The sequence below is a fragment of the Rothia sp. L_38 genome, from assembly GCF_050689125.1.
Lineage (GTDB): Bacteria > Actinomycetota > Actinomycetes > Actinomycetales > Micrococcaceae > Rothia.
Genome location: NZ_JBOEQD010000008.1, coordinates 60551 through 77677 on the forward strand (window position 1 = coordinate 60551; position 17127 = coordinate 77677).

Annotated in this window: 16 protein-coding genes and 1 pseudogene; 5 read left to right on the forward strand and 12 right to left on the reverse strand. The window is 58.4% G+C overall.

Going from position 1 to position 17127, the window contains the following annotated elements; all coding sequences use genetic code 11:
* Window positions 1–144: 144 nt before the first annotated feature.
* The 4 genes and pseudogenes from ACRCJM_RS07505 to trmB all read left to right on the forward strand — a co-directional run.
* A pseudogene (locus tag ACRCJM_RS07505) lies at window positions 145–1569 on the forward strand (alanine/glycine:cation symporter family protein); the annotation flags it as partial.
* Between the two features lie 704 nt (window positions 1570–2273).
* Window positions 2274–3884: a GMC oxidoreductase gene (locus ACRCJM_RS07510; RefSeq protein WP_431464424.1), complete on the forward strand. Its 1611-nt coding sequence runs from the start codon at window positions 2274–2276 to the stop codon at window positions 3882–3884.
* Window positions 3885–3901: 17 nt separating this feature from the next.
* On the forward strand, window positions 3902–4528 hold the full coding sequence (locus ACRCJM_RS07515; RefSeq protein WP_237197025.1) for a hypothetical protein: 627 nt from the start codon (window positions 3902–3904) through the stop codon (window positions 4526–4528).
* Window positions 4529–4688: 160 nt separating this feature from the next.
* Window positions 4689–5510 carry a tRNA (guanosine(46)-N7)-methyltransferase TrmB gene (gene trmB, locus ACRCJM_RS07520; RefSeq protein WP_431464425.1) on the forward strand — a complete coding sequence of 274 codons (822 nt, stop codon included), beginning with the start codon at window positions 4689–4691 and terminating at the stop codon, window positions 5508–5510.
* A gap of 92 nt (window positions 5511–5602) precedes the next feature.
* On the opposite strand, the gene ACRCJM_RS07525 is transcribed toward trmB, so the two are convergent.
* The 12 genes from ACRCJM_RS07525 to ACRCJM_RS07580 all read right to left on the reverse strand — a co-directional run bounded on the left by ACRCJM_RS07525 (window position 5603) and on the right by ACRCJM_RS07580 (window position 16288).
* Window positions 5603–7054, reverse strand: coding sequence for an alanine/glycine:cation symporter family protein (locus tag ACRCJM_RS07525; RefSeq protein WP_431464426.1), 1452 nt, complete (start codon window positions 7052–7054; stop codon window positions 5603–5605).
* A 159-nt stretch (window positions 7055–7213) separates the two neighbouring features.
* Complete coding sequence (locus ACRCJM_RS07530; protein WP_431464427.1) at window positions 7214–8314, reverse strand: hypothetical protein; 1101 nt, start codon at window positions 8312–8314, stop codon at window positions 7214–7216.
* A 264-nt stretch (window positions 8315–8578) separates the two neighbouring features.
* Window positions 8579–9664 (reverse strand): LLM class flavin-dependent oxidoreductase, encoded by a 1086-nt coding sequence (locus tag ACRCJM_RS07535; RefSeq protein WP_431464428.1) that lies wholly within the window; start codon window positions 9662–9664, stop codon window positions 8579–8581.
* On the reverse strand, window positions 9661–9795 hold the full coding sequence (locus ACRCJM_RS07540) for a hypothetical protein (RefSeq protein WP_431464429.1): 135 nt from the start codon (window positions 9793–9795) through the stop codon (window positions 9661–9663). Before ACRCJM_RS07540 ends, ACRCJM_RS07535 begins: the two co-directional genes overlap by 4 nt.
* A 61-nt stretch (window positions 9796–9856) precedes the next feature.
* Window positions 9857–10282: a heat shock protein transcriptional repressor HspR gene (locus ACRCJM_RS07545; protein ID WP_431464430.1), complete on the reverse strand. Its 426-nt coding sequence runs from the start codon at window positions 10280–10282 to the stop codon at window positions 9857–9859.
* A 2-nt stretch (window positions 10283–10284) separates the two neighbouring features.
* Window positions 10285–11271 carry a DnaJ C-terminal domain-containing protein gene (locus tag ACRCJM_RS07550; RefSeq protein WP_431464431.1) on the reverse strand — a complete coding sequence of 329 codons (987 nt, stop codon included), beginning with the start codon at window positions 11269–11271 and terminating at the stop codon, window positions 10285–10287.
* A 109-nt stretch (window positions 11272–11380) separates the two neighbouring features.
* On the reverse strand, window positions 11381–11761 hold the full coding sequence (locus tag ACRCJM_RS07555) for a hypothetical protein (RefSeq protein ID WP_237187162.1): 381 nt from the start codon (window positions 11759–11761) through the stop codon (window positions 11381–11383).
* Between the two features lie 73 nt (window positions 11762–11834).
* Window positions 11835–12440: a nucleotide exchange factor GrpE gene (locus ACRCJM_RS07560; RefSeq protein ID WP_431464432.1), complete on the reverse strand. Its 606-nt coding sequence runs from the start codon at window positions 12438–12440 to the stop codon at window positions 11835–11837.
* Between the two features lie 2 nt (window positions 12441–12442).
* Window positions 12443–14290 carry a molecular chaperone DnaK gene (gene dnaK, locus ACRCJM_RS07565; protein ID WP_431464433.1) on the reverse strand — a complete coding sequence of 616 codons (1848 nt, stop codon included), beginning with the start codon at window positions 14288–14290 and terminating at the stop codon, window positions 12443–12445.
* Window positions 14291–14650: 360 nt separating this feature from the next.
* Complete coding sequence (locus ACRCJM_RS07570; protein WP_431464434.1) at window positions 14651–14899, reverse strand: hypothetical protein; 249 nt, start codon at window positions 14897–14899, stop codon at window positions 14651–14653.
* A 103-nt stretch (window positions 14900–15002) separates the two neighbouring features.
* Window positions 15003–15863, reverse strand: coding sequence for a hypothetical protein (locus ACRCJM_RS07575; protein WP_431464435.1), 861 nt, complete (start codon window positions 15861–15863; stop codon window positions 15003–15005).
* A complete protein-coding gene (locus tag ACRCJM_RS07580; protein ID WP_237222402.1) occupies window positions 15863–16288 on the reverse strand; it encodes a hypothetical protein in 426 nt (141 codons plus the stop codon). The genes ACRCJM_RS07575 and ACRCJM_RS07580 overlap by 1 nt, the downstream gene beginning before the upstream one ends.
* 303 nt (window positions 16289–16591) lie before the next feature.
* On the opposite strand from ACRCJM_RS07580, the gene ACRCJM_RS07585 reads away from it, so the two are divergent.
* Entirely contained in the window at window positions 16592–17065 is a 474-nt protein-coding gene (locus ACRCJM_RS07585) for a low molecular weight protein-tyrosine-phosphatase (protein ID WP_431464436.1), read from the forward strand.
* The last annotated feature ends 62 nt before the right edge of the window (window positions 17066–17127 follow it).

Below are 17127 nucleotides of genomic sequence, written 5' to 3' on the forward strand. Positions count from 1 at the left end.
AGATCTCTTCTGTCTAACCGCCTTTACCCCTACGGAGTGAAGGCGGTTTTTCTATCCTTAATAAACCAACAGGAAGCAGGCTAATCATCAGCCTTATGATAAATTAACGAGAGTTAGACCACAGAGAAAGAAGGGGTTAGAAGAGTGGGCGCCCTACAAGAAGCACTCGATACAGCCAGCAGCTTCATCTGGGGACCTTTTCTACTCCTTCCCCTCCTCATTGGCACCGGCATCTTCCTCACCGTCAGGCTAGGCCTCATTCAACTGAGACTCTTCACCAAGGCCATGAGCCTGCAGTTCGGACGGCGCTCCCGTCAGGAGGGAGCCAAAGGAGAAATATCCTCCTTCCAGGCCATGAGCACCTCCCTCGGCGCTACCGTAGGCACCGGCAACATTGTTGGTGTTACGCTTTCCCTCAGCATCGGCGGCCCTGGTGCTCTTTTCTGGATGTGGATTACCGCCATTTTCGGTATGGCTTCAAAATATACCGAATGCTTTCTGGGTGTCCGCTTTCGCCATCGAGACAAGATGGGCGAACTCACCGGCGGCCCGCAAGCCTACCTCCAGCGCGGGATCCCCAACCGCTTCGGCAAATTCCTTGCCACCATGTTTGCCGTCTGCTGCGTCTTCGCCTGCTTTGGCATCGGCAACATGACCCAGGCAAACGCCATCTCAGCCAACCTAGAGCACTCCTTCAACATCCCTCCCTACCTCACTGCGGGCGTCCTTGCTCTAGGAACCGCGGCAGCCCTGCTCGGTGGCATTAAAACGGTTTCAAAGGTAACCGCCTTATGTGTACCCCTCATGATTCTGCTCTACCTGGGTTTTGGGGCCTACATTGTGGCCATCAACGCCCATATGCTTCCAGAGGTTTTCATCATGATTCTGCGGGGTGCTTTTACCGGCGAAGGCGCCCTCGGAGGAGCTGTCGGTGCCGGAATGATTTTTGCCTTACAGGTCGGCGCCCAACGGTCCCTGTTCTCCAACGAATCTGGCATGGGCACCGCGGCCATTCCAGCGGCCGTAGCCACCACCTCCCACCCTGTGCGCCAGGGCCTAGCTTCCATGACGCAGACCTTCGTCGACACTATCATGGTGATCTCAATGACGGGCTTCATTCTGCTAACCACCGGCGCTTGGCAAGGTGATGACCCAGCCACCTCGACATCAGTTGCCTTTGCTACCGGTCTTCCCGGCGACTGGGGCGGTTACATCGTTACCTTCTGCCTGGTACTCCTGGGCTACTCCACAGTGCTCGGCTGGTCTTACTACGGTGAACGCGCCCTAGAGTCACTCGGCGGTGGCGCTAAAGCTATCGTGAGCTATCGGATGATTTTTGCCCTGGTCTGCGGGCTAGGAGCGATTGCTCCACTCACCCTGGTCTTCACTTTCTCCGATATTATGAACGGTCTCATGGCCATCCCCAACCTCATCGGCCTGCTTCTTCTATCCGGCCTCGTAGCCTGCGAAACAAAGAAGTACCTGACTCACGACCCCAACTTTGAAGCAACGGTCGACAACATCGACAGCTTCATGTACGGCTACCTTGGCGGCTTGGACGCCCAAATCGACCACGAAGTTGACCTCTCCCAGAAGAACCCGGTTCTAGAACACCCCGATACCACCAGCCTCAAAGTGGTGACCGAAAAAATGCTGGCTGACGACGCCGCCCAGTCCACTCAGCCAGAGGTTTACGACATCACCATTGACGACGTCAATACGGGAAGCATCCCGCTACACACCGGCTCCTTGCCCATTATTCAGCAGGCAAAACCCACCTTCGGAACCCCTACGGACCATCGGGCAATTGACGACCCGACGAACAGCGCAAAATAATTTTTCGTATCCATCACACAAATTTTCAGCTTTAACTAGTACGATCGATTTTTAAAAAAACACCGTGCCTCTAACTTTCCACCCGCCTATTTTTAAAATTTCCCTTGATTCATCAAGCATTATTTAGCATCAGAAGCTAAAAACAGGAGGAAATTTCATAGGGTAAGCTACCGTCGAGTAGGCATAACACCCCTCCCCTCCAGTCCTTACCGGAAATTTTTCCAGCACAGCAGAACGCAAAAGAGGCTACCACCCCCACAAACTGCGATATAAAAGCACCACAGCTACCGCTAAAGTGGGGACAGGACTTTTCGCATTCTGAAAATATCCCCCAGAATATTGCTGAACAGCCCACAGAGCTCTCGAGGCCTCCCCCAAGGCTGACGAGCGTAACTCCACTCGGTCTCGCACCTGTACTTTTAGAAGAGGACACACCCATGTCATTTACCCCAAACCGTCGCTCAGCTCTGAAGCTGACCGCAGCTGCATCTGCCGCGTCCGCTCTGACCGCCGCTACCGCTACCGCTACCAGCGCCCATGCTAACGGCCAGAAGCGCATTGCTATCATCGGTTCCGGCTACGGTGGCGCTGTTGCAGCCCGCGCCCTCACCGAAAAGGGCTACACCGTCGACATGATCGAGATGGGTGCAGACTGGGAAAACATGGCAGCTAAGTCAAACGGCTACAAGTTTGACCAGATGACCTCCCCCACCGAGCGGTCCATGTGGTTCGAAAACCGCACCGACATGCCTCTCTCAAGCATCGCAGGCATGGACTTCGTTAACCGCTCCATCGGCCGCGCCGCTGGCGTACTCGGTGTTGAGCGTTTCGCCAACATGAAGGTCTACGTCGGCAAGGGCGTTGGCGGTGGCTCCCTCGCCAACGGTGGTATGGCGGTTACCCCCACCCAGTCCTACTTCCAGCAGGTCCTCCCCCAGCTCGACGCTGCGGAAATGTACGCAACCTACTTCCCCCGTGCCAACTCAAACCTTGGTGTCAACGTACCACCCTCCGACATCGTAGGTACCTCCAAGTGGTACCAGTTCTCACGCCTCTCAGCCTCCCAGGCAGCCAAGGCCGGCTTCAAGCACCAGCTCGTACCCAACGTGTACGACTGGAACTACATGCGCCAGGAAAACTTCGCCCGCGTTCCCAAGTCAGCTCTCGGCGGCCAGGTTATCTTCGGTAACGACTACGGCAAGAAGTCCCTGCCCAAGACCATCCTCGCCACTGCTTTCGCAACCGGCAAGGTCAACCTGACCACCATGACCGAGGTAACCTCCATTACCCAGCAGGCCGACGGCACCTTCTCCCTGGACCTGAAGACCATCGACTTCAAGGGCAACCTGGTCAGCAACACCAAGAAGGTCTACGACCGCGTTATCATGGCTGCCGGTTCCGTGGGCACCAACCGTCTGCTCCTGCAGGCCAAGAACTTCGGCACCATCAAGAACCTGCCCGCCACCCTCGGTACCAACTGGGGCCCCAACGGCAACATCATGGTTGCCCGTAATATGAACGCTGCGACCGGTGGCTACCAGTCCGGCATCCCTGCCATGGGTGTCTCAAACTGGGATAACTCCACCAACTCGGTCTTCGCTGAGCTGGCCCCCTTTCCCGCAGGTATCGATATGCGTATCGGCCTCTACCTGGCTATCACCAACAACCCCAACAAGGGCAAGTTCACCTGGAACAACTCAACCGGCTCTATGGAACTGGATTGGGACTCCGCCAAGGCAGCCCCCGGCGTTGCAGCAGCTAGGGCCTTCATGGATAAGATGAACGCCGCTAACTCAGGAACCAGCTACAACAAGGGTCTCTTCAAGGACGGCAAGACCTTCGCTGACTACTTCACCTACCATCCCCTCGGCGGTGCCGTCATCGGTGAAACCACCGACCTCAACGGTGAAGTTAAGGGTGTTCCCGGTCTCTTTGTTATGGACGGCTCCCTCATCCCTGGCAAAATTGGTGTTAACCCCTTCGTAACCATTACTGCTATCGCAGAACGAAACATGGACCGTCTGCTTGCAGCAGGCCGTTTCGCCTAAACAAGAAAGCACACACAATGACTGCGCACACTCCCAAACGCCGCACCGTACTGAAGGCTGGTGCCTGGGCGGCCCCCGCCGTCCTGGCTACCAGTGCTATCCCCGCTTACGCAGCGAGCTTCGAAGAGATCCCCCGCACCGATCTAGCAATTCTGCTCTCTGATCCCACTGTGGACTGGTCAACTTTTCAGCCGGTCTACGATAGCCCCATCTATCGTGGTCCGACCACAAGAACCAACGTTGCTGCCTACGCGTCTTTCCCCAACACCATGACCATCACCAACGTTGGTACGGTGCCCGCAGTGAACCCCAGCGGCACCCTACTGACCGACATGAACGATGTTGCTACAGACGCTACCGGTTCAAACCGGGCCGGCACCTACGTTAACTCAAGTGATCCGCTCGTCACCTTCGCGTACGCTGGACAGGCAGGCTGGGGTTCCCCCTCCTTTACCTGGACCTACTCCGGCGTCCTACAGCCCGGTGAGTCCGTAGAGATTCCCCTGCGCTATTACGTGAATTTCCCTTTCTGGAACGTCCAGTACGAGCTGTTCGTAGCAGTTACTGTCATCGATGAGATGGACGGCGATTCAGACGATAACTTTGAGCACATGGGCGTCACCCAGGGCCGCGTTATCTACTAAGTAGAACCGTCAGGGACCCTCCACCGGGGCAGGCTGTTTTCAGCCTGCCCCGGTGTCTATCTGTGACGATATACTTGGGGAAGTCTTTCTTTCCCCTACCGGCGGCACTTTGCGTTTCCGTGCGCGCCGGTTTATCTGTTTCAACCTCGTAAGGAGAGTTATGGAAACCAACAAGCAAAAGCAGGACCTGGCCGCTAAGGCCGAGCGTGCAGCGGCAGGTGAAGACCTGACCGCCCCCGTCCCCGAAAAATTCCACCGCCAACCCTACTCGTTCGTCCGCCGCGGTGACCGCCTGACCGCCCGCCGTCAGAAGGCCTGGGATACCTACGCCCCCACCCACGTCCTTGACCTGCCCCGCAACATCGGCGATACCTCGGTTGCTGAGGGTGCGGTCTTTGATCAGCAGGCCCTCTACGGACGCGTTGACGCGCCCCTGGTCGTTGAAATCGGCTCAGGTCTGGGCGAAGCCATCGTCAACCGCGCGACCCAGGTACCAGAGGCCAACTTCCTGGCTGTTGAGGTCTACACCCCCGGCATCGCTGACCTACTGCTGAAGATGGGCCAGGCCGGAGTTGAGAACGTGCGTGTTGCCCAGGCTAATGCACCCGAGCTGCTGGATAACCTGCTCGAAGAATCCTCGGTGGATGAGCTATGGGTCTTCTTCCCCGACCCCTGGCACAAGGCCCGCCACCACAAGCGTCGTCTGGTTTCCCCCGCCTTTGCAGATAAGGTAGCCCGGGTACTCAAGCCCGGCGGTACCTGGCGTTTGGCTACCGACTGGGAGGAATACGCCCTGGTCATGCGCGAGGTACTCGATGCCCACCCCGATTTCACCAATGCCCACGCCGGGGAGAATACCAGCGAGGACGACCCCGTCGGCGGCTGGGCGCCTCGTTGGGAGGGACGCGTCGTCACCAGCTTCGAACGCAAGGCTGGCGAGGCCGGACGTCGCGCCCACGACCTAACCTATATTCGTCGCTAGAACTTACGCTAGGTAGATACAATAGGCGGATACCCGCTATCACACATGTGTGGCTGCGGGTACCCGCCTGTTTTTATGCGGTGAGGGTCTTCTTATTGACCGGTTTTCTCGTAGGAATCAACCGCTCCGGGGTGCCCCTGCATAAAGGCATCAATCTCTGTTTTGGAGGCGGTGAGCTTGGGATCGTTGGCCAGGTAGTACTTGGTTTCTCGAGCGATCAGTCCCGACATAAGGAGCAGGCCAATCAGGTTGGGGATGGCCATGAGTCCGTTGGCGATGTCTGAGAAGGTCCAGGCTACGGTCAGTTCCATGGTGCAGCCGAAGTAGACAATGACTGCAAAGAAAAGACGGTAGGGGGTGACGCCCCGGCGACCAAAGAGCCTTTCGATGTTGCGTTCGCCGTAGTAGGCCCAGCCCAGAATGGTGGAGTAGGCAAAGAGCACCAGGCCGATGGTCACGATCCAGCTGCCGGCGGGCCCAATCACCGACGCAAAGGCATGGCTGGTCATCACTGAGGCTGATATCTGTTCACCGGTGGAGTCGGTGGCCTGCCACGTGCCGGTGACAACCAGCACCAGGCCGGTGCAGGTCACAACGATCATGGTGTCGATGAAGGTCTGGGTCATGGAGACCAGCCCCTGGCGGACCGGGTGGGTGGTCTGGGCAGCAGCTGCTGCGATAGCGGCGGACCCCATGCCCGATTCGTTGGAGAAAATACCGCGGGCTACACCGTACTGTACGGCGTACATGAGAGAGGCCCCAGCAAAGCCGCCCACGGCGGAGGAGCCGGTGAAGGCGTCCGAAAATATCTGCCCCAGGGCAGCCGGAAGCGCCGCGGCGTTAACGCCCAGAATGTAAAGAGCCCCGCCCACGTAGAAGAGGATCATAATCGGCACAAAACCGGCGGTCACCTTGCCGATGGACTTAATGCCGCCCATCAGCACGAAAAGGGTGATAAGGGCTAGCACGATGCCGGTGAGGGCTGCGGGCAGGTGGAAGGTGTCTTCAAGGTTGTGGGCGATGGAGTTGCCCTGGGCGGTATTGCCGATGCCGAAGGACGCCAGCACGGCGGCTACCGCGAAGAAGAGGGCTAGGAATTTACCCAGGGGGCCTTTGATACCGCGCTGGAGGTAGTACTGGGGACCGCCGGAGACTTCCCCCTTGGCATCTGTGGTGCGGTAGCGCACGCCCAGGAAGGCTTCGGAGTACTTGGAGGCCATACCGAAAATAGCGGTGACCCACATCCAGAAGAGGGCGCCGGGGCCACCGATAGAAATCGCGGTGGCAACGCCGACGATATTACCGGTGCCCACCGTCGCGGCGAGGGCGGTGGTGAGGGACTGGAACTGGGAGATGTCGCCGCCGGTAGCACCGTCGTCCTTGCGTTCGAAGAAGGCTAGACGGTTAGCGACGAGTAGTTTGGTGAGCTGGATAAAGCCCAGCCGCACCGTCAGGTAGATACCGGTGCCAAGAAGCAGCGGTATGAGCACAAAAGGTCCCCAGATGAGGGAGCTTATAGCGCTCAAGACGTCTTGAAAGGTCATGTGGTGTCCTTGATACAGGTCGCTGCGGGCGAGGGAGCGCCGCAGCTGCGTGATGAATAAGGACGCCCCGCCGCAGGCGTGTGCACTGCGGTGGGGCGCCATTCAACTATAGCGAGTCAAGGAGCCGGTGGCCTATCTCGTCTTATTCTGTGTATTTACTTACCAGCGAGTTATTGCTGCCAGTTTTTCTTCCTGGCTCTCGGGGGCGGGTTTCACTTCGCCTCCTGAACGGAGCACCAGGTTAATAGTTTGGGCCTTTTCGCCGAGCTGGCCGTCGGCAGCACTCTCAGCCCCGGGGGCCACCAGCAGGGTTGCAATCTGCCCCTGGGTCGCTGCCTCTAGAATCTCACCAGCGCCGATATATCGTTTTCCGGATCGGGCATCGTCAATCTGCTGGGCGAGACTCTTGGTCTCGGCATCAGCTACTTCGGTAAGTACTGGCTGCAGATTTTCAAGCAGCTGGCTTTCGCTCATCCCGTCAACCCTACCGGTGATGACGGTTTCCAGCACTTGACCCCAGGAAGTGGTGGAGCGGAACTCGTGGGTAAGCTCTTCGACCCCTGCGAGGACGAGCGGGTGACGGTTAGGCTCAGAGACTTCTGCTTCAATCCCCTGGGCTACCTTGCGTAAGAACCGTTCACGATAGATGCGGTCGGTATCAGAGTCGTTGGTGTGGGCGTGGAAGGTGGCTTCCCCACCACCCTTGGGGGCCTGCTGCTGGGTGCGCTGCACATCGTAGTCGTTGTAGATATCGTCTTCGCTCTCGATCATGTTCTCGAGGTTGATGCGGCCGATGCGGGTGCCGTCGGTTTCAAAGAGGCGCACTTCTTTGCGGGAGAGGGCCAGCAGGTGCAGGCTGGTATCGGTGCTGAGAAGGGGGACGAGGGCGGTGAGGTCGTAGTCATTGGCTACAGTGACGCTTTCGGGTAACTCGAAGGGCAGACGCTGGGCGGTGAGTTTATCTCCGTCAAGAAGGACTAGCAGGCCATCTCCCTGGTGCTGCCAGTAGTCACGGTCGTCGTGGAGTTCTTGGGCGGGAGCAAGGATTGAATCTGCATCATGCCCTGCTGCCTCTAGTCTGTCGCGGGCAGATGAGAGAAGGTTGCGGAAGCGAATGGCATTCCCCGTGGTGTCGCGACCGGCGCGTTCGGTGGGAAGGGTGAGGGTAACTCGGACAGCCCCCTCAGTTGCGGGTTCGGTCAGAGCCTTAAGGTCGAGGGTGTCGAAGGGCTTGTTGGAAGAAAGGTGGGTGTCGGTCACGGTCGGCTCCTTTGTCGATCGATGGGGCGGGTCTACCCCGCTGATAGAACTAAGCTAGCTGACCAATACCGGAATTTTCAAGTCTTTAAGCCTTATCTGCAGCAGAATGACGACTTATGAACAGTAGGCTGATAATTTTCCCACAAAGCCTGGCATACCCACCCCTGACTACCGTAGACTTAAAGATTGTGGCGGCACCCAAAACAGGGTGCCGCCACTTTATGAGCCGCTGTGACCGCTTGCGCTGCCACAGGCGTCCTTACCCTAATCTTCTGCCAGCAGTTCACGAACGCGCGGCAGCACCTTGGTGCCGTAGAGTTCAATCGAGTTCATGGAGTGCTCATGGGCTAGAGCACCGTTGGAGAACTTGAGATCGAAACGGTTGACACCCAGCTTGTGAACGGTATCGGCAATCTTCTGGGCGACGGTTTCGGGCGAACCCACATAGAGGGCACCGTGTTCAATTTCGTGCTCAAATTCGCGCTCCCCTGCCGGGCCCCAGCCGCGTTCAGCACCGATCTTGTTGCGGTTAGCGATCCAGTGTTCGCGCAGCTGGCTGCGGGCTTCTTCGTCCGTCTCGGCGATGTGGCCGGGTGAGTGGACGGCGATGGGCAAATCGCCGTTGCCCAGCTGCTCGTTGGCCCGGCGGTAGAGGTCGGTGTAGGGCTTGAAGCGCTCAGCGGGCCCTCCAATGATCGCCAGCATGAGCGGGGTCTTGTACTGGGCCGCGCGGGCGACGGATTCAGGGCTGCCACCAACAGCCAGCCAGTGCTTGAGAATACCCTCGGTCTTGGGGTAAATCTCCTGGTTCACCAGGGGCGGGCGGTTGCCGGGGTTCCAATTGAGGGGCTCCTGAGTGATGATTTTGGTGAAGAGGTCGAACTTCTCGGAGAAAAGGGAGTTGTAGTCTTCAAGCTTGTAGCCGAAGAGGGGGAAGGACTCAGTGAAGGAGCCGCGGCCCAGTACGGCTTCGGCGCGGCCGTCACTGAGGGCGTTGATGGTGGCGAAGCGCTGGTAGACACGGATGGGGTCGTCCGAGGAGAGGACGGTGACGGCCGAACCTAGGTGGATGCGTTCAGTGCTGGTAGCCAAGCCTGCCAGGATGGTATCGGGGGCGCTGACGGCAAAGTCGGGGCGGTGGTGTTCACCGATACCAAAGAAGTCGACGCCGACACAGTCGGCCAGCTGGCCCTGTTCAAGGACGTTGCGGATGACCTGGGCGTGGTGCAGGCGGTTCCCTGCCAGGTCGACGGTGGTGTCGCCGAAGGTGTCCAGGCCCATCTGGAAGGCTGTGTTATCGACGCTGAGCAGGCCGGGGCGTAGGTCGGGGGCGGTGTTGATGTTGGTCATGATGGTTCCCTTTCGGTGGTGAACTTCTCGTCTACAGACAGTTCAACACTAGCCCAAATTACTTTATTCCAAAAGTTTTTAAGAGCTGTGCTGGAGGTATCCAGCATCTTAAAAGTAACGATGGTTGCCATCTGCACGAATCTCTTTCGCGCTGATGGCAACCATCGCTACAGTCAAGATCTAGGGGCGGGGTTAGCGCGGCCGGTAGAGCACCACAGCCTGGGAGGTCTGGCGGGCAGCAGGACGCTTGCCCCGGGCCAGGTGCACAGCCCCACCTGAGGTTCCGGCAGCAAAGATGCGGGAGCTCTCCTGCAGGCGATTACGAAGGACATCATTTTCAGCCTGCAGCTCGGTCATGCGGGCCCGCAGGGCCTCCACCTGGTTCTCCAGCTGCATGATGCGCTTGATTCCCTCAAGCGAGACGCCCGATTGGGAAAGCTCCTGAATCTCCTGGAGTTTCTGCACGTCGCGTTCGGAGTAGCGACGGGCCCGCCCCGGGGCTCGCTGGGGCTGCACCAGCCCTAGCCGGTCGTACTGGCGCAGGGTCTGCGGGTGCATACCGGCCAATTCGGCAGCTACGGATATAACGAAGACCGGGCGGTCAGATTCGAGAGCCATTCTTAGTCACCAGCTTTCCTCAGCAGGTCCTCACGGGGGTTAGCCTGGGGTGCCACCGCGAAAAAGGCGTCGAGAGCTGCCTCAGCTTCGGGCGTGAGGTTGGTGGGCAGCTGCACCTCGGGGGTAACCAGCATATCGCCGGTGCCCTTCTTGGTCACGAAGCCGCGGCCCTTAGCGCGCAGCTTACGGCCGGACGGGGCCCCGGCAGCCAGGCGGAGTTTGACGCTCCCGCCGTCGAGGGTGGGGGCCTCAATCACGCCGCCCTTGACGGCTTCTTCCAGGGTGACGGGCACACGCACGAGCAGGTTATCACCCTCGCGGTCAAAGACAGGGTGGGAGTCCACACGGACGGTGACGATCAGGTCCCCTGCCCCACCGGCACCTGGGTGCCCCTTGCCTCGGGCACGGATTTTCTGGCCGTCCTTGACGCCGCGGGGCAGGCGCACCTGGGTTTGGGAGCCGCCGGGGCGGAAGACCGAGACCTCAGCGCCGTCGTAGGCCTGCTGGATGGTGATGCGGGCGCTGGTGGTGGCGTCCTCCCCCTTGGGGGCTGAGAAGCCGCCACCGGGGAAGCCACCCGCACCGCCAGGGAAACCTCCGGCGGAGCGTCCGGCCCCGCCAAAGCCAGCACCGCCACCGAACATGCCGCCGAGCAGGTCTTCAATGTTGATACCGCCAGCGCCGCCGGGGAAGCCCCCGGCCCCACCGGGGAAACCGCCCGGGAAGCCGCCACCAGCCCCACCGAATCCGGCAGCGCCGTACTTGCGAATCTGGTCGTACTCTTCCTTCTGCTTGGGGTCTGAGAGCACGTCGTAGGCTTCTGAGACTTCCTTGAACTTCTTCTCAGCGGCCTCGTCGCCGGGGTTCTGGTCGGGGTGGTGCTTGCGGGCCAGCTTGCGGTAGGCCTTCTTGATATCTGCCTCGGAAGCGTCCTCGGCTACGCCCAGTACCTTATAAAAATCTTGATGGAGCCAGTTTTCGCTCGCCATGTGCCTCTCCTTCCGAGGTAGATATTCAACTATTTATAGAAGTTTATTCAAAGAATTCTACAATGGGCCACCCTTTGCAGACTTACTTCACCAAATTTTTAAATTAAAATTATATTTCTTTTATTAGCGTTGCCACGACAGAAAAAATAATCCCAAGAAGGCATAGAATTGCTGCACAAATTGCGATATAGAAAGCCTCATCCGAATACTCTTGGAGCATACTAACCATCTCCCAGATTCTATCATTATCAAGATTTTCGGGAACTTCAGAGACAGACACCCCTAAAGCCGTTGTATAGGAAATAAGAGATGTAACCACTGCCATATGAATCGCACCGGAGATTGCTGCTATTGCTAGACCAGTTTGAAATGCAAACCCTGCAAATTTTTCCATTATTAGATATTTTGCGGGCCTCTTTATACAACAAAAAATGACAACGAAGCCGATGCTAAAAATTGCGAGTGGAAATACTCCAATAAAATAGCTCATAATATATAAACCTCTTGACATAAGGGGCGGGCACCTAGCCTGACGTATCAGGCCGGGTGCCCGCCCGCATCCCTTATTCTGCTACCGCTACGGCTACCTGGGCGGTGCGGACCACGCGGTCCTTCACCTTGTAACCGTTGCGAAGAACCATGGAGATTGAATCGGGCTCAACCTCGCTGGTGGGCTGCTGCAGGACAGCCTCGTGAACCTGGGGGTTGAAGGGTTCGCCGACTTCGCCAAAGCGTTCCAGGCCCTGCTTGGTCAGGGTCTCTTCGAGCTTGTTAGCGATGGCGGCGAAGGGGCCTTCTTCAAGGTCGCCGTGCTTGCGGGCGGCATCGATATCGTCAATGACGGGCAGCAGGGCGGCAACCAGATCGGCGATCACGAAGTCGCGCAGCTGGTCTTTTTCCTTGGCGGTGCGGTTCTTGTAGTTGGTGAACTCGGCCTGAAGGCGGCGCAGATCTTCAAGACGTTCGGCGGCCAGGGCCGCGTCAGCGCTCTCAGCTGCCTCTGCACTTTCGCAGGCCTCGGCTGCGGCAGGTTCTTCATCTGCCGCAGCGTCAGCAGCTACACCTTCGGGCTCGGGGTGGCCTTCAGATGCCGGGGCGGCGAAGGCGTCCTCCAGAGGGTCGGTGCCCTCGGGCTGGTTGTCTACGGGCTCGTTGGTGTTCTCAGCCATGATTAGTTCTTCTTCTCGTCTTCTTCATCGATTACTTCGGCATCAACGACGTCGTCGTCCTCATCCTTGGTACCCTCGCCGGCTGCGGCGTCTGCCTGAGCCTGGGCGTAGAGAGCCTCACCCAGCTTGGTCTGGGAGGCCTGCAGCTTCTCGAAAGCAGCCTTGACGGCGTCATCGTCTTCACCTTCGAGGGCAGCCTTCAGGGCGTCAACGTCGGCCTGGACCTCGGTCTTGACGTCCTCGGGCAGCTTCTCGTCGTTGTCCTTGATGAGCTTCTCGATGGAGTAAGCGGTGTTCTCAGCAGCGTTGCGGGTCTCGGCTGCCTCGCGGCGGGCCTTGTCCTGCTCGGCGTGAGCCTCGGCGTCCTTAACCATGCGGTCGATGTCTTCCTTGGAGAGGGAAGTGCCGCCGGTGATGGTCATGGACTGCTCGGTGCCGGTGCCCTTGTCCTTAGCGGAGACGTGCACGATGCCGTTGGCGTCGATGTCGAAGGTAACTTCGATCTGGGGGACGCCGCGGGGTGCGGGTGCGATGCCGGTCAGTTCGAAGGTGCCCAGGTTCTTGTTGTCGCGGGTGAACTCGCGCTCGCCCTGGAAGACCTGAATCGATACTGAGGGCTGGTTGTCTTCAGCGGTGGTGAAGGTTTCGGAACGCTTGGTGGGGATAGCGGTGTTGCGCTCGATCAGCTTGGTCATCACGCCGCCCTTGGTCTCGATACCGAGGGAGAGGGGGGTGACGTCGATGAGCAGGACGTCCTTGCGCTCACCCTTCAGCACGCCTGCCTGCAGGGCTGCACCCATGGCAACAACCTCGTCGGGGTTGACGCCCTTGTTGGGTTCGCGGCCACCGGAGAGTTCCTTGACGACCTCGGTGACGGCGGGCATACGGGTGGAGCCACCGACCAGCACGATGTGGGCGATGTCGGAGACCTTGACGCCTGCTTCAGAGATGACATCGTTGAAGGGCTTCTTGGTGCGCTCGATCAGGTCTGCGGTCATGTCCTGGAACTTGGCGCGGGTCAGCTTTTCATCCAGGTGGATGGGGCCCTCGGGAGTGACGGACAGATACTGCAGGGAGATGTTGGTGGAAGTTGCTGAGGACAGTTCCTTCTTGGCCTGTTCTGCTGCTTCACGCAGACGTTGCAGAGCAATCTTGTCCTTGGACAGGTCAGCGCCGGTCTTGGACTTGACCTGCTCCAGCAGGAAGTCGACGATGCGCTGGTCCCAGTCGTCGCCGCCCAGGCGGTTGTCGCCTGAGGTTGCACGGACCTGAATGGTGGAGAAGCCATCTTCGTCCTTGCCAACTTCGAGCAGGGAGACGTCAAAGGTGCCGCCGCCGAGGTCGAAGACCAAGATCAGTTCGTCTTCGTTACCCTTGTCGAGGCCGTAGGCCAGGGCTGCTGCGGTGGGTTCGTTGACGATACGCAGGACGTTGAGGCCCGCGATTTCGCCGGCTTCCTTGGTGGCCTGACGTTCGGCGTCGTTGAAGTAGGCGGGGACGGTGATGACGGCGTCGGTGACCTTGTCGTTCAGGTAGGCTTCAGCGTCGCCCTTGAGCTTCATGAGGGTGCGGGCTGAGATTTCCTGGGCGGTGTAGGCCTTGCCGTCGATGTCCTGGGTCCAGGTGGTGCCCATGTGGCGCTTGACGGAGGCGATGGTGCGGTCGACGTTGGTGACGGCCTGACGCTTGGCGACGTCACCGACCAGAACTTCGCCGTCCTTTGAGAATGCGACGACGGAGGGGGTGGTGCGGGCGCCTTCTGCGTTGGCAATGACGACGGGCTCGCCGCCTTCGAGGACTGATACAACTGAGTTGGTAGTACCGAGGTCAATACCTACTGCACGTGACATGTTTTCTCCTTGAGATTTGGTTATCTGTACATCTTTCAAGCAAGTTGAGCCCGGTATGCTCAACCCGCTTGTCTTGATATCTAGTTTGCCACGTTTTGAGCAGAAGTCAACAGAGTTGAGTCAAAAAGACTCAACTTTTTTGCGCATGAACAGTTTAGGCTTATGGGAAGCAGACGGACGCCCGCCCCGCCTTTGCAGGGCAGGGGCGGGCTGCGACGTCCACACCTTTTAAAACCCTGAAAGTGCACACAAAAAAGTCGGCACTCCACACAAGGAGGTGCCGACTCGGCAAGGTGGTACTAGACCCCAGGGCAACCAAGGGGCAATGCACTGCGCTCTAGAGCCCGCAGAGGGCGTTCCCTACCCACCGAAGACGCCGGAGATTATAAGCCCCGACAGGATAGCTATGGCAATACCGATAGCCATCAGGCCGCCGATGAGCAGACCCATGTTTTTCTTTTTCGGGTCAGCGGGAGGCTGGGGTATAGGGCCGCCGATAAGAGTATCGGGTGCCTGGGTGCCGGGCGCAGGCTGCGGGACGCCCTGGGCGGACGCCGCCTGACCGGCGCCAGGGAGGTTGGGTTCAGGGTTTGTAGGCTGCTGAGTCATGGCAATCTCATCCTTCCATACAGATAGTGTGTGTCCTAGCTAACTTTACAGGCGAAAATGGTCAGCTTGATTATATTTCGCGCGGTGTCTACGTTTTCCTGGGCTATCCCTGGGCTTCTTTGCCGTCAGTTTCGAGCTCAGCCCTCCTGCGCTTAGATTTTTTCCCATTACGTACAGCCAGAACTGCAGCAACTATTCCGATGACGAGAGGGACCCAGGCTTTGGAGTATTCCATGAGAAAAATAAGCCAGTCCGGTGGAGTAATAGTAGGCCAGGGGACGCGCCAGGAAGGAACGGGCAGACTTATCTGGGGTGGGGCAGGCAGGGAAAGAGTAAATTCTGGAACAGGCAGGGCTATCTGGGGCGCATTTATATCTGGAAGACGTTCGACTAGCCACTGCACTACCCTACCCAGCACAGGCATAAGCACCAGCATGGCGAGAAACCAGGCGGAGCGGCCCAAACCGAACAGCAAGGGCAACACAAACCGTCGAGAAGGGCTTCTTTCAAGCGCCTCACGGTAGGCTTCTGACCGGCTACCGGCTGGCACGTCGAGCTCGACATATTCCTTAGCTGTCCCATGTTTATAGGCCACGACCAGCAGCTCATCCAGAAAGTTTGTGGTGAGTTTAAGCTGGGGGTCTGTGGGAACAGCGGCCTTAGCCCGGGAGAACTTTCCGTCTAGAAGGTTCTTCTTGAGTGCAATGCTGGTAGGAGTATGGTCATACCGGCCCACTACTTCACCGTCAACGAGCACCCTCACCCGTTGCTTAGGCCGGTCGATACGTTCGGCGATACGTTCACGGATCTTTGCCCCTACCGGAGACTCGTTAAGGGCGTGCAGTGACTTCTCGTCTGGTTTTTTGATAGGCCAGTCCGGGTCGATCTCGATGAATTCGGCATCAGATCCACGCTCCAGAAGCAGATGCCCTGCCACAGGGTGGTGCAGTTCCCAGCGGAGCATTACTCTTTCCCTCCAGAGCCTTCTTTACCCTCGGAACTTGTACCCCACTCGTCCGCAAATTTTTTGTGCCAGGGGCTGACTGACACGATATAGATGATGATTACCGCCCAAACGTACCAGCCCGCTCCGTCCGGATAAAAAAGCCTGGAAGCCAGCCACATACAGGCTGCGGCCAACAGGCAGAAAGTGAGATTAGGTCGGTAGGTTGCCGCATCGTAGGCGGCAAGAATCGCAAGGACGAGTGGGGTGCCGACCAGAATCGAAGTAATCACCACTTGCTCAGGCGCAGTCAGCGCTAGAACCCAGGGCGCAAGAATGAAAATGAGCGGTAGAGCGGCAAGAGCTAGGCGGTTACCCCTGCTGCGGCGAGGTTTAGGGGTCTGTTCCTCAGGGCGGTCGTCGTTGACTGTTGTGCTGGTACTCATGTCACCCATTGTAGGCAGTACGCAAAAGCCCCGCAGGTGTGTGGCCTGCGGGGCTTTTGTCATCTCGAAAGAACTCAAGAAACTGAGTGTCTGGTGCTGCTCTTCTCAGTTCACTGCTGTATGAACCGGGCAAACCTTCTTGCCTAAGAGCCACCATCAAGTGTGTGTACCTGTAAGACTATACACAGGTTGCCCTTATTTTTCCGCCTTAGAGCGAACTTTTTACCACTTTTTATTCAGCTTCTCTGCCCGCCCACCTTTTCCCGAAAGCTTCATGGGAACATAGTGAGCATGTATCGAATCATGACTGTATGCACCGGAAATATCTGCCGCTCCCCCATGGGCGAGTACCTTATCAAACAAGCTGCCGCCCAGGCCGGGCTCACCGTGGAGGTCGCTTCCAGCGGCATTTCCAATGAGGAAGAGGGCAATCCCATCGACCGTCGAGCCAAGAAGGTGCTCGATGAGCTCAACATCAATACCGGCTCCCACCGAGCCCAGCAGTTCACCCGGACCGATTTTGACCGCTACGACCTGCTTCTAGCCATGGACACCAACCACTACCGGGCGCTTAAGCGTATGGCCCCTAGCGACGAGGCAGCGGCCAAGGTTAGGCTCATGCGCGAGTTCGACCCGGCTGTCGCAGACCAGCCCCTTGACCGGCTGGGCATCTACGACCCCTGGTACGGCGATATGAGCGACTTCTACGAGACCTTCCAGATGATTCGGGACGCCGTGCCCGGAGTCATCGAGCAGATCCAGACCCACAGCAGTTAGCCTGGGCCGGGTAAGCGGGCAGGGGCGCCCCTGAGAGCTGACGTGGATCGGGGCTGGCGGTG

Coding starts and splice junctions, on each gene's coding strand:
- ACRCJM_RS07560 (WP_431464432.1), bottom strand. CDS start 12,440: ATGGCTGAGAACACCAACGAGCCCGTAGACAACCAGCCCGAGGGCACC.
- ACRCJM_RS07525 (WP_431464426.1), bottom strand. CDS start 7,054: ATGACCTTTCAAGACGTCTTGAGCGCTATAAGCTCCCTCATCTGGGGA.
- ACRCJM_RS07515 (WP_237197025.1), top strand. CDS start 3,902: ATGACTGCGCACACTCCCAAACGCCGCACCGTACTGAAGGCTGGTGCC.
- ACRCJM_RS07570 (WP_431464434.1), bottom strand. CDS start 14,899: ATGACTCAGCAGCCTACAAACCCTGAACCCAACCTCCCTGGCGCCGGT.
- ACRCJM_RS07545 (WP_431464430.1), bottom strand. CDS start 10,282: ATGGCTCTCGAATCTGACCGCCCGGTCTTCGTTATATCCGTAGCTGCC.
- ACRCJM_RS07550 (WP_431464431.1), bottom strand. CDS start 11,271: ATGGCGAGCGAAAACTGGCTCCATCAAGATTTTTATAAGGTACTGGGC.
- ACRCJM_RS07580 (WP_237222402.1), bottom strand. CDS start 16,288: ATGAGTACCAGCACAACAGTCAACGACGACCGCCCTGAGGAACAGACC.
- trmB (WP_431464425.1), top strand. CDS start 4,689: ATGGAAACCAACAAGCAAAAGCAGGACCTGGCCGCTAAGGCCGAGCGT.
- ACRCJM_RS07535 (WP_431464428.1), bottom strand. CDS start 9,664: ATGACCAACATCAACACCGCCCCCGACCTACGCCCCGGCCTGCTCAGC.
- ACRCJM_RS07510 (WP_431464424.1), top strand. CDS start 2,274: ATGTCATTTACCCCAAACCGTCGCTCAGCTCTGAAGCTGACCGCAGCT.
- ACRCJM_RS07585 (WP_431464436.1), top strand. CDS start 16,592: ATGACTGTATGCACCGGAAATATCTGCCGCTCCCCCATGGGCGAGTAC.
- dnaK (WP_431464433.1), bottom strand. CDS start 14,290: ATGTCACGTGCAGTAGGTATTGACCTCGGTACTACCAACTCAGTTGTA.
- ACRCJM_RS07555 (WP_237187162.1), bottom strand. CDS start 11,761: ATGAGCTATTTTATTGGAGTATTTCCACTCGCAATTTTTAGCATCGGC.
- ACRCJM_RS07575 (WP_431464435.1), bottom strand. CDS start 15,863: ATGCTCCGCTGGGAACTGCACCACCCTGTGGCAGGGCATCTGCTTCTG.
- ACRCJM_RS07540 (WP_431464429.1), bottom strand. CDS start 9,795: ATGGCAACCATCGTTACTTTTAAGATGCTGGATACCTCCAGCACAGCT.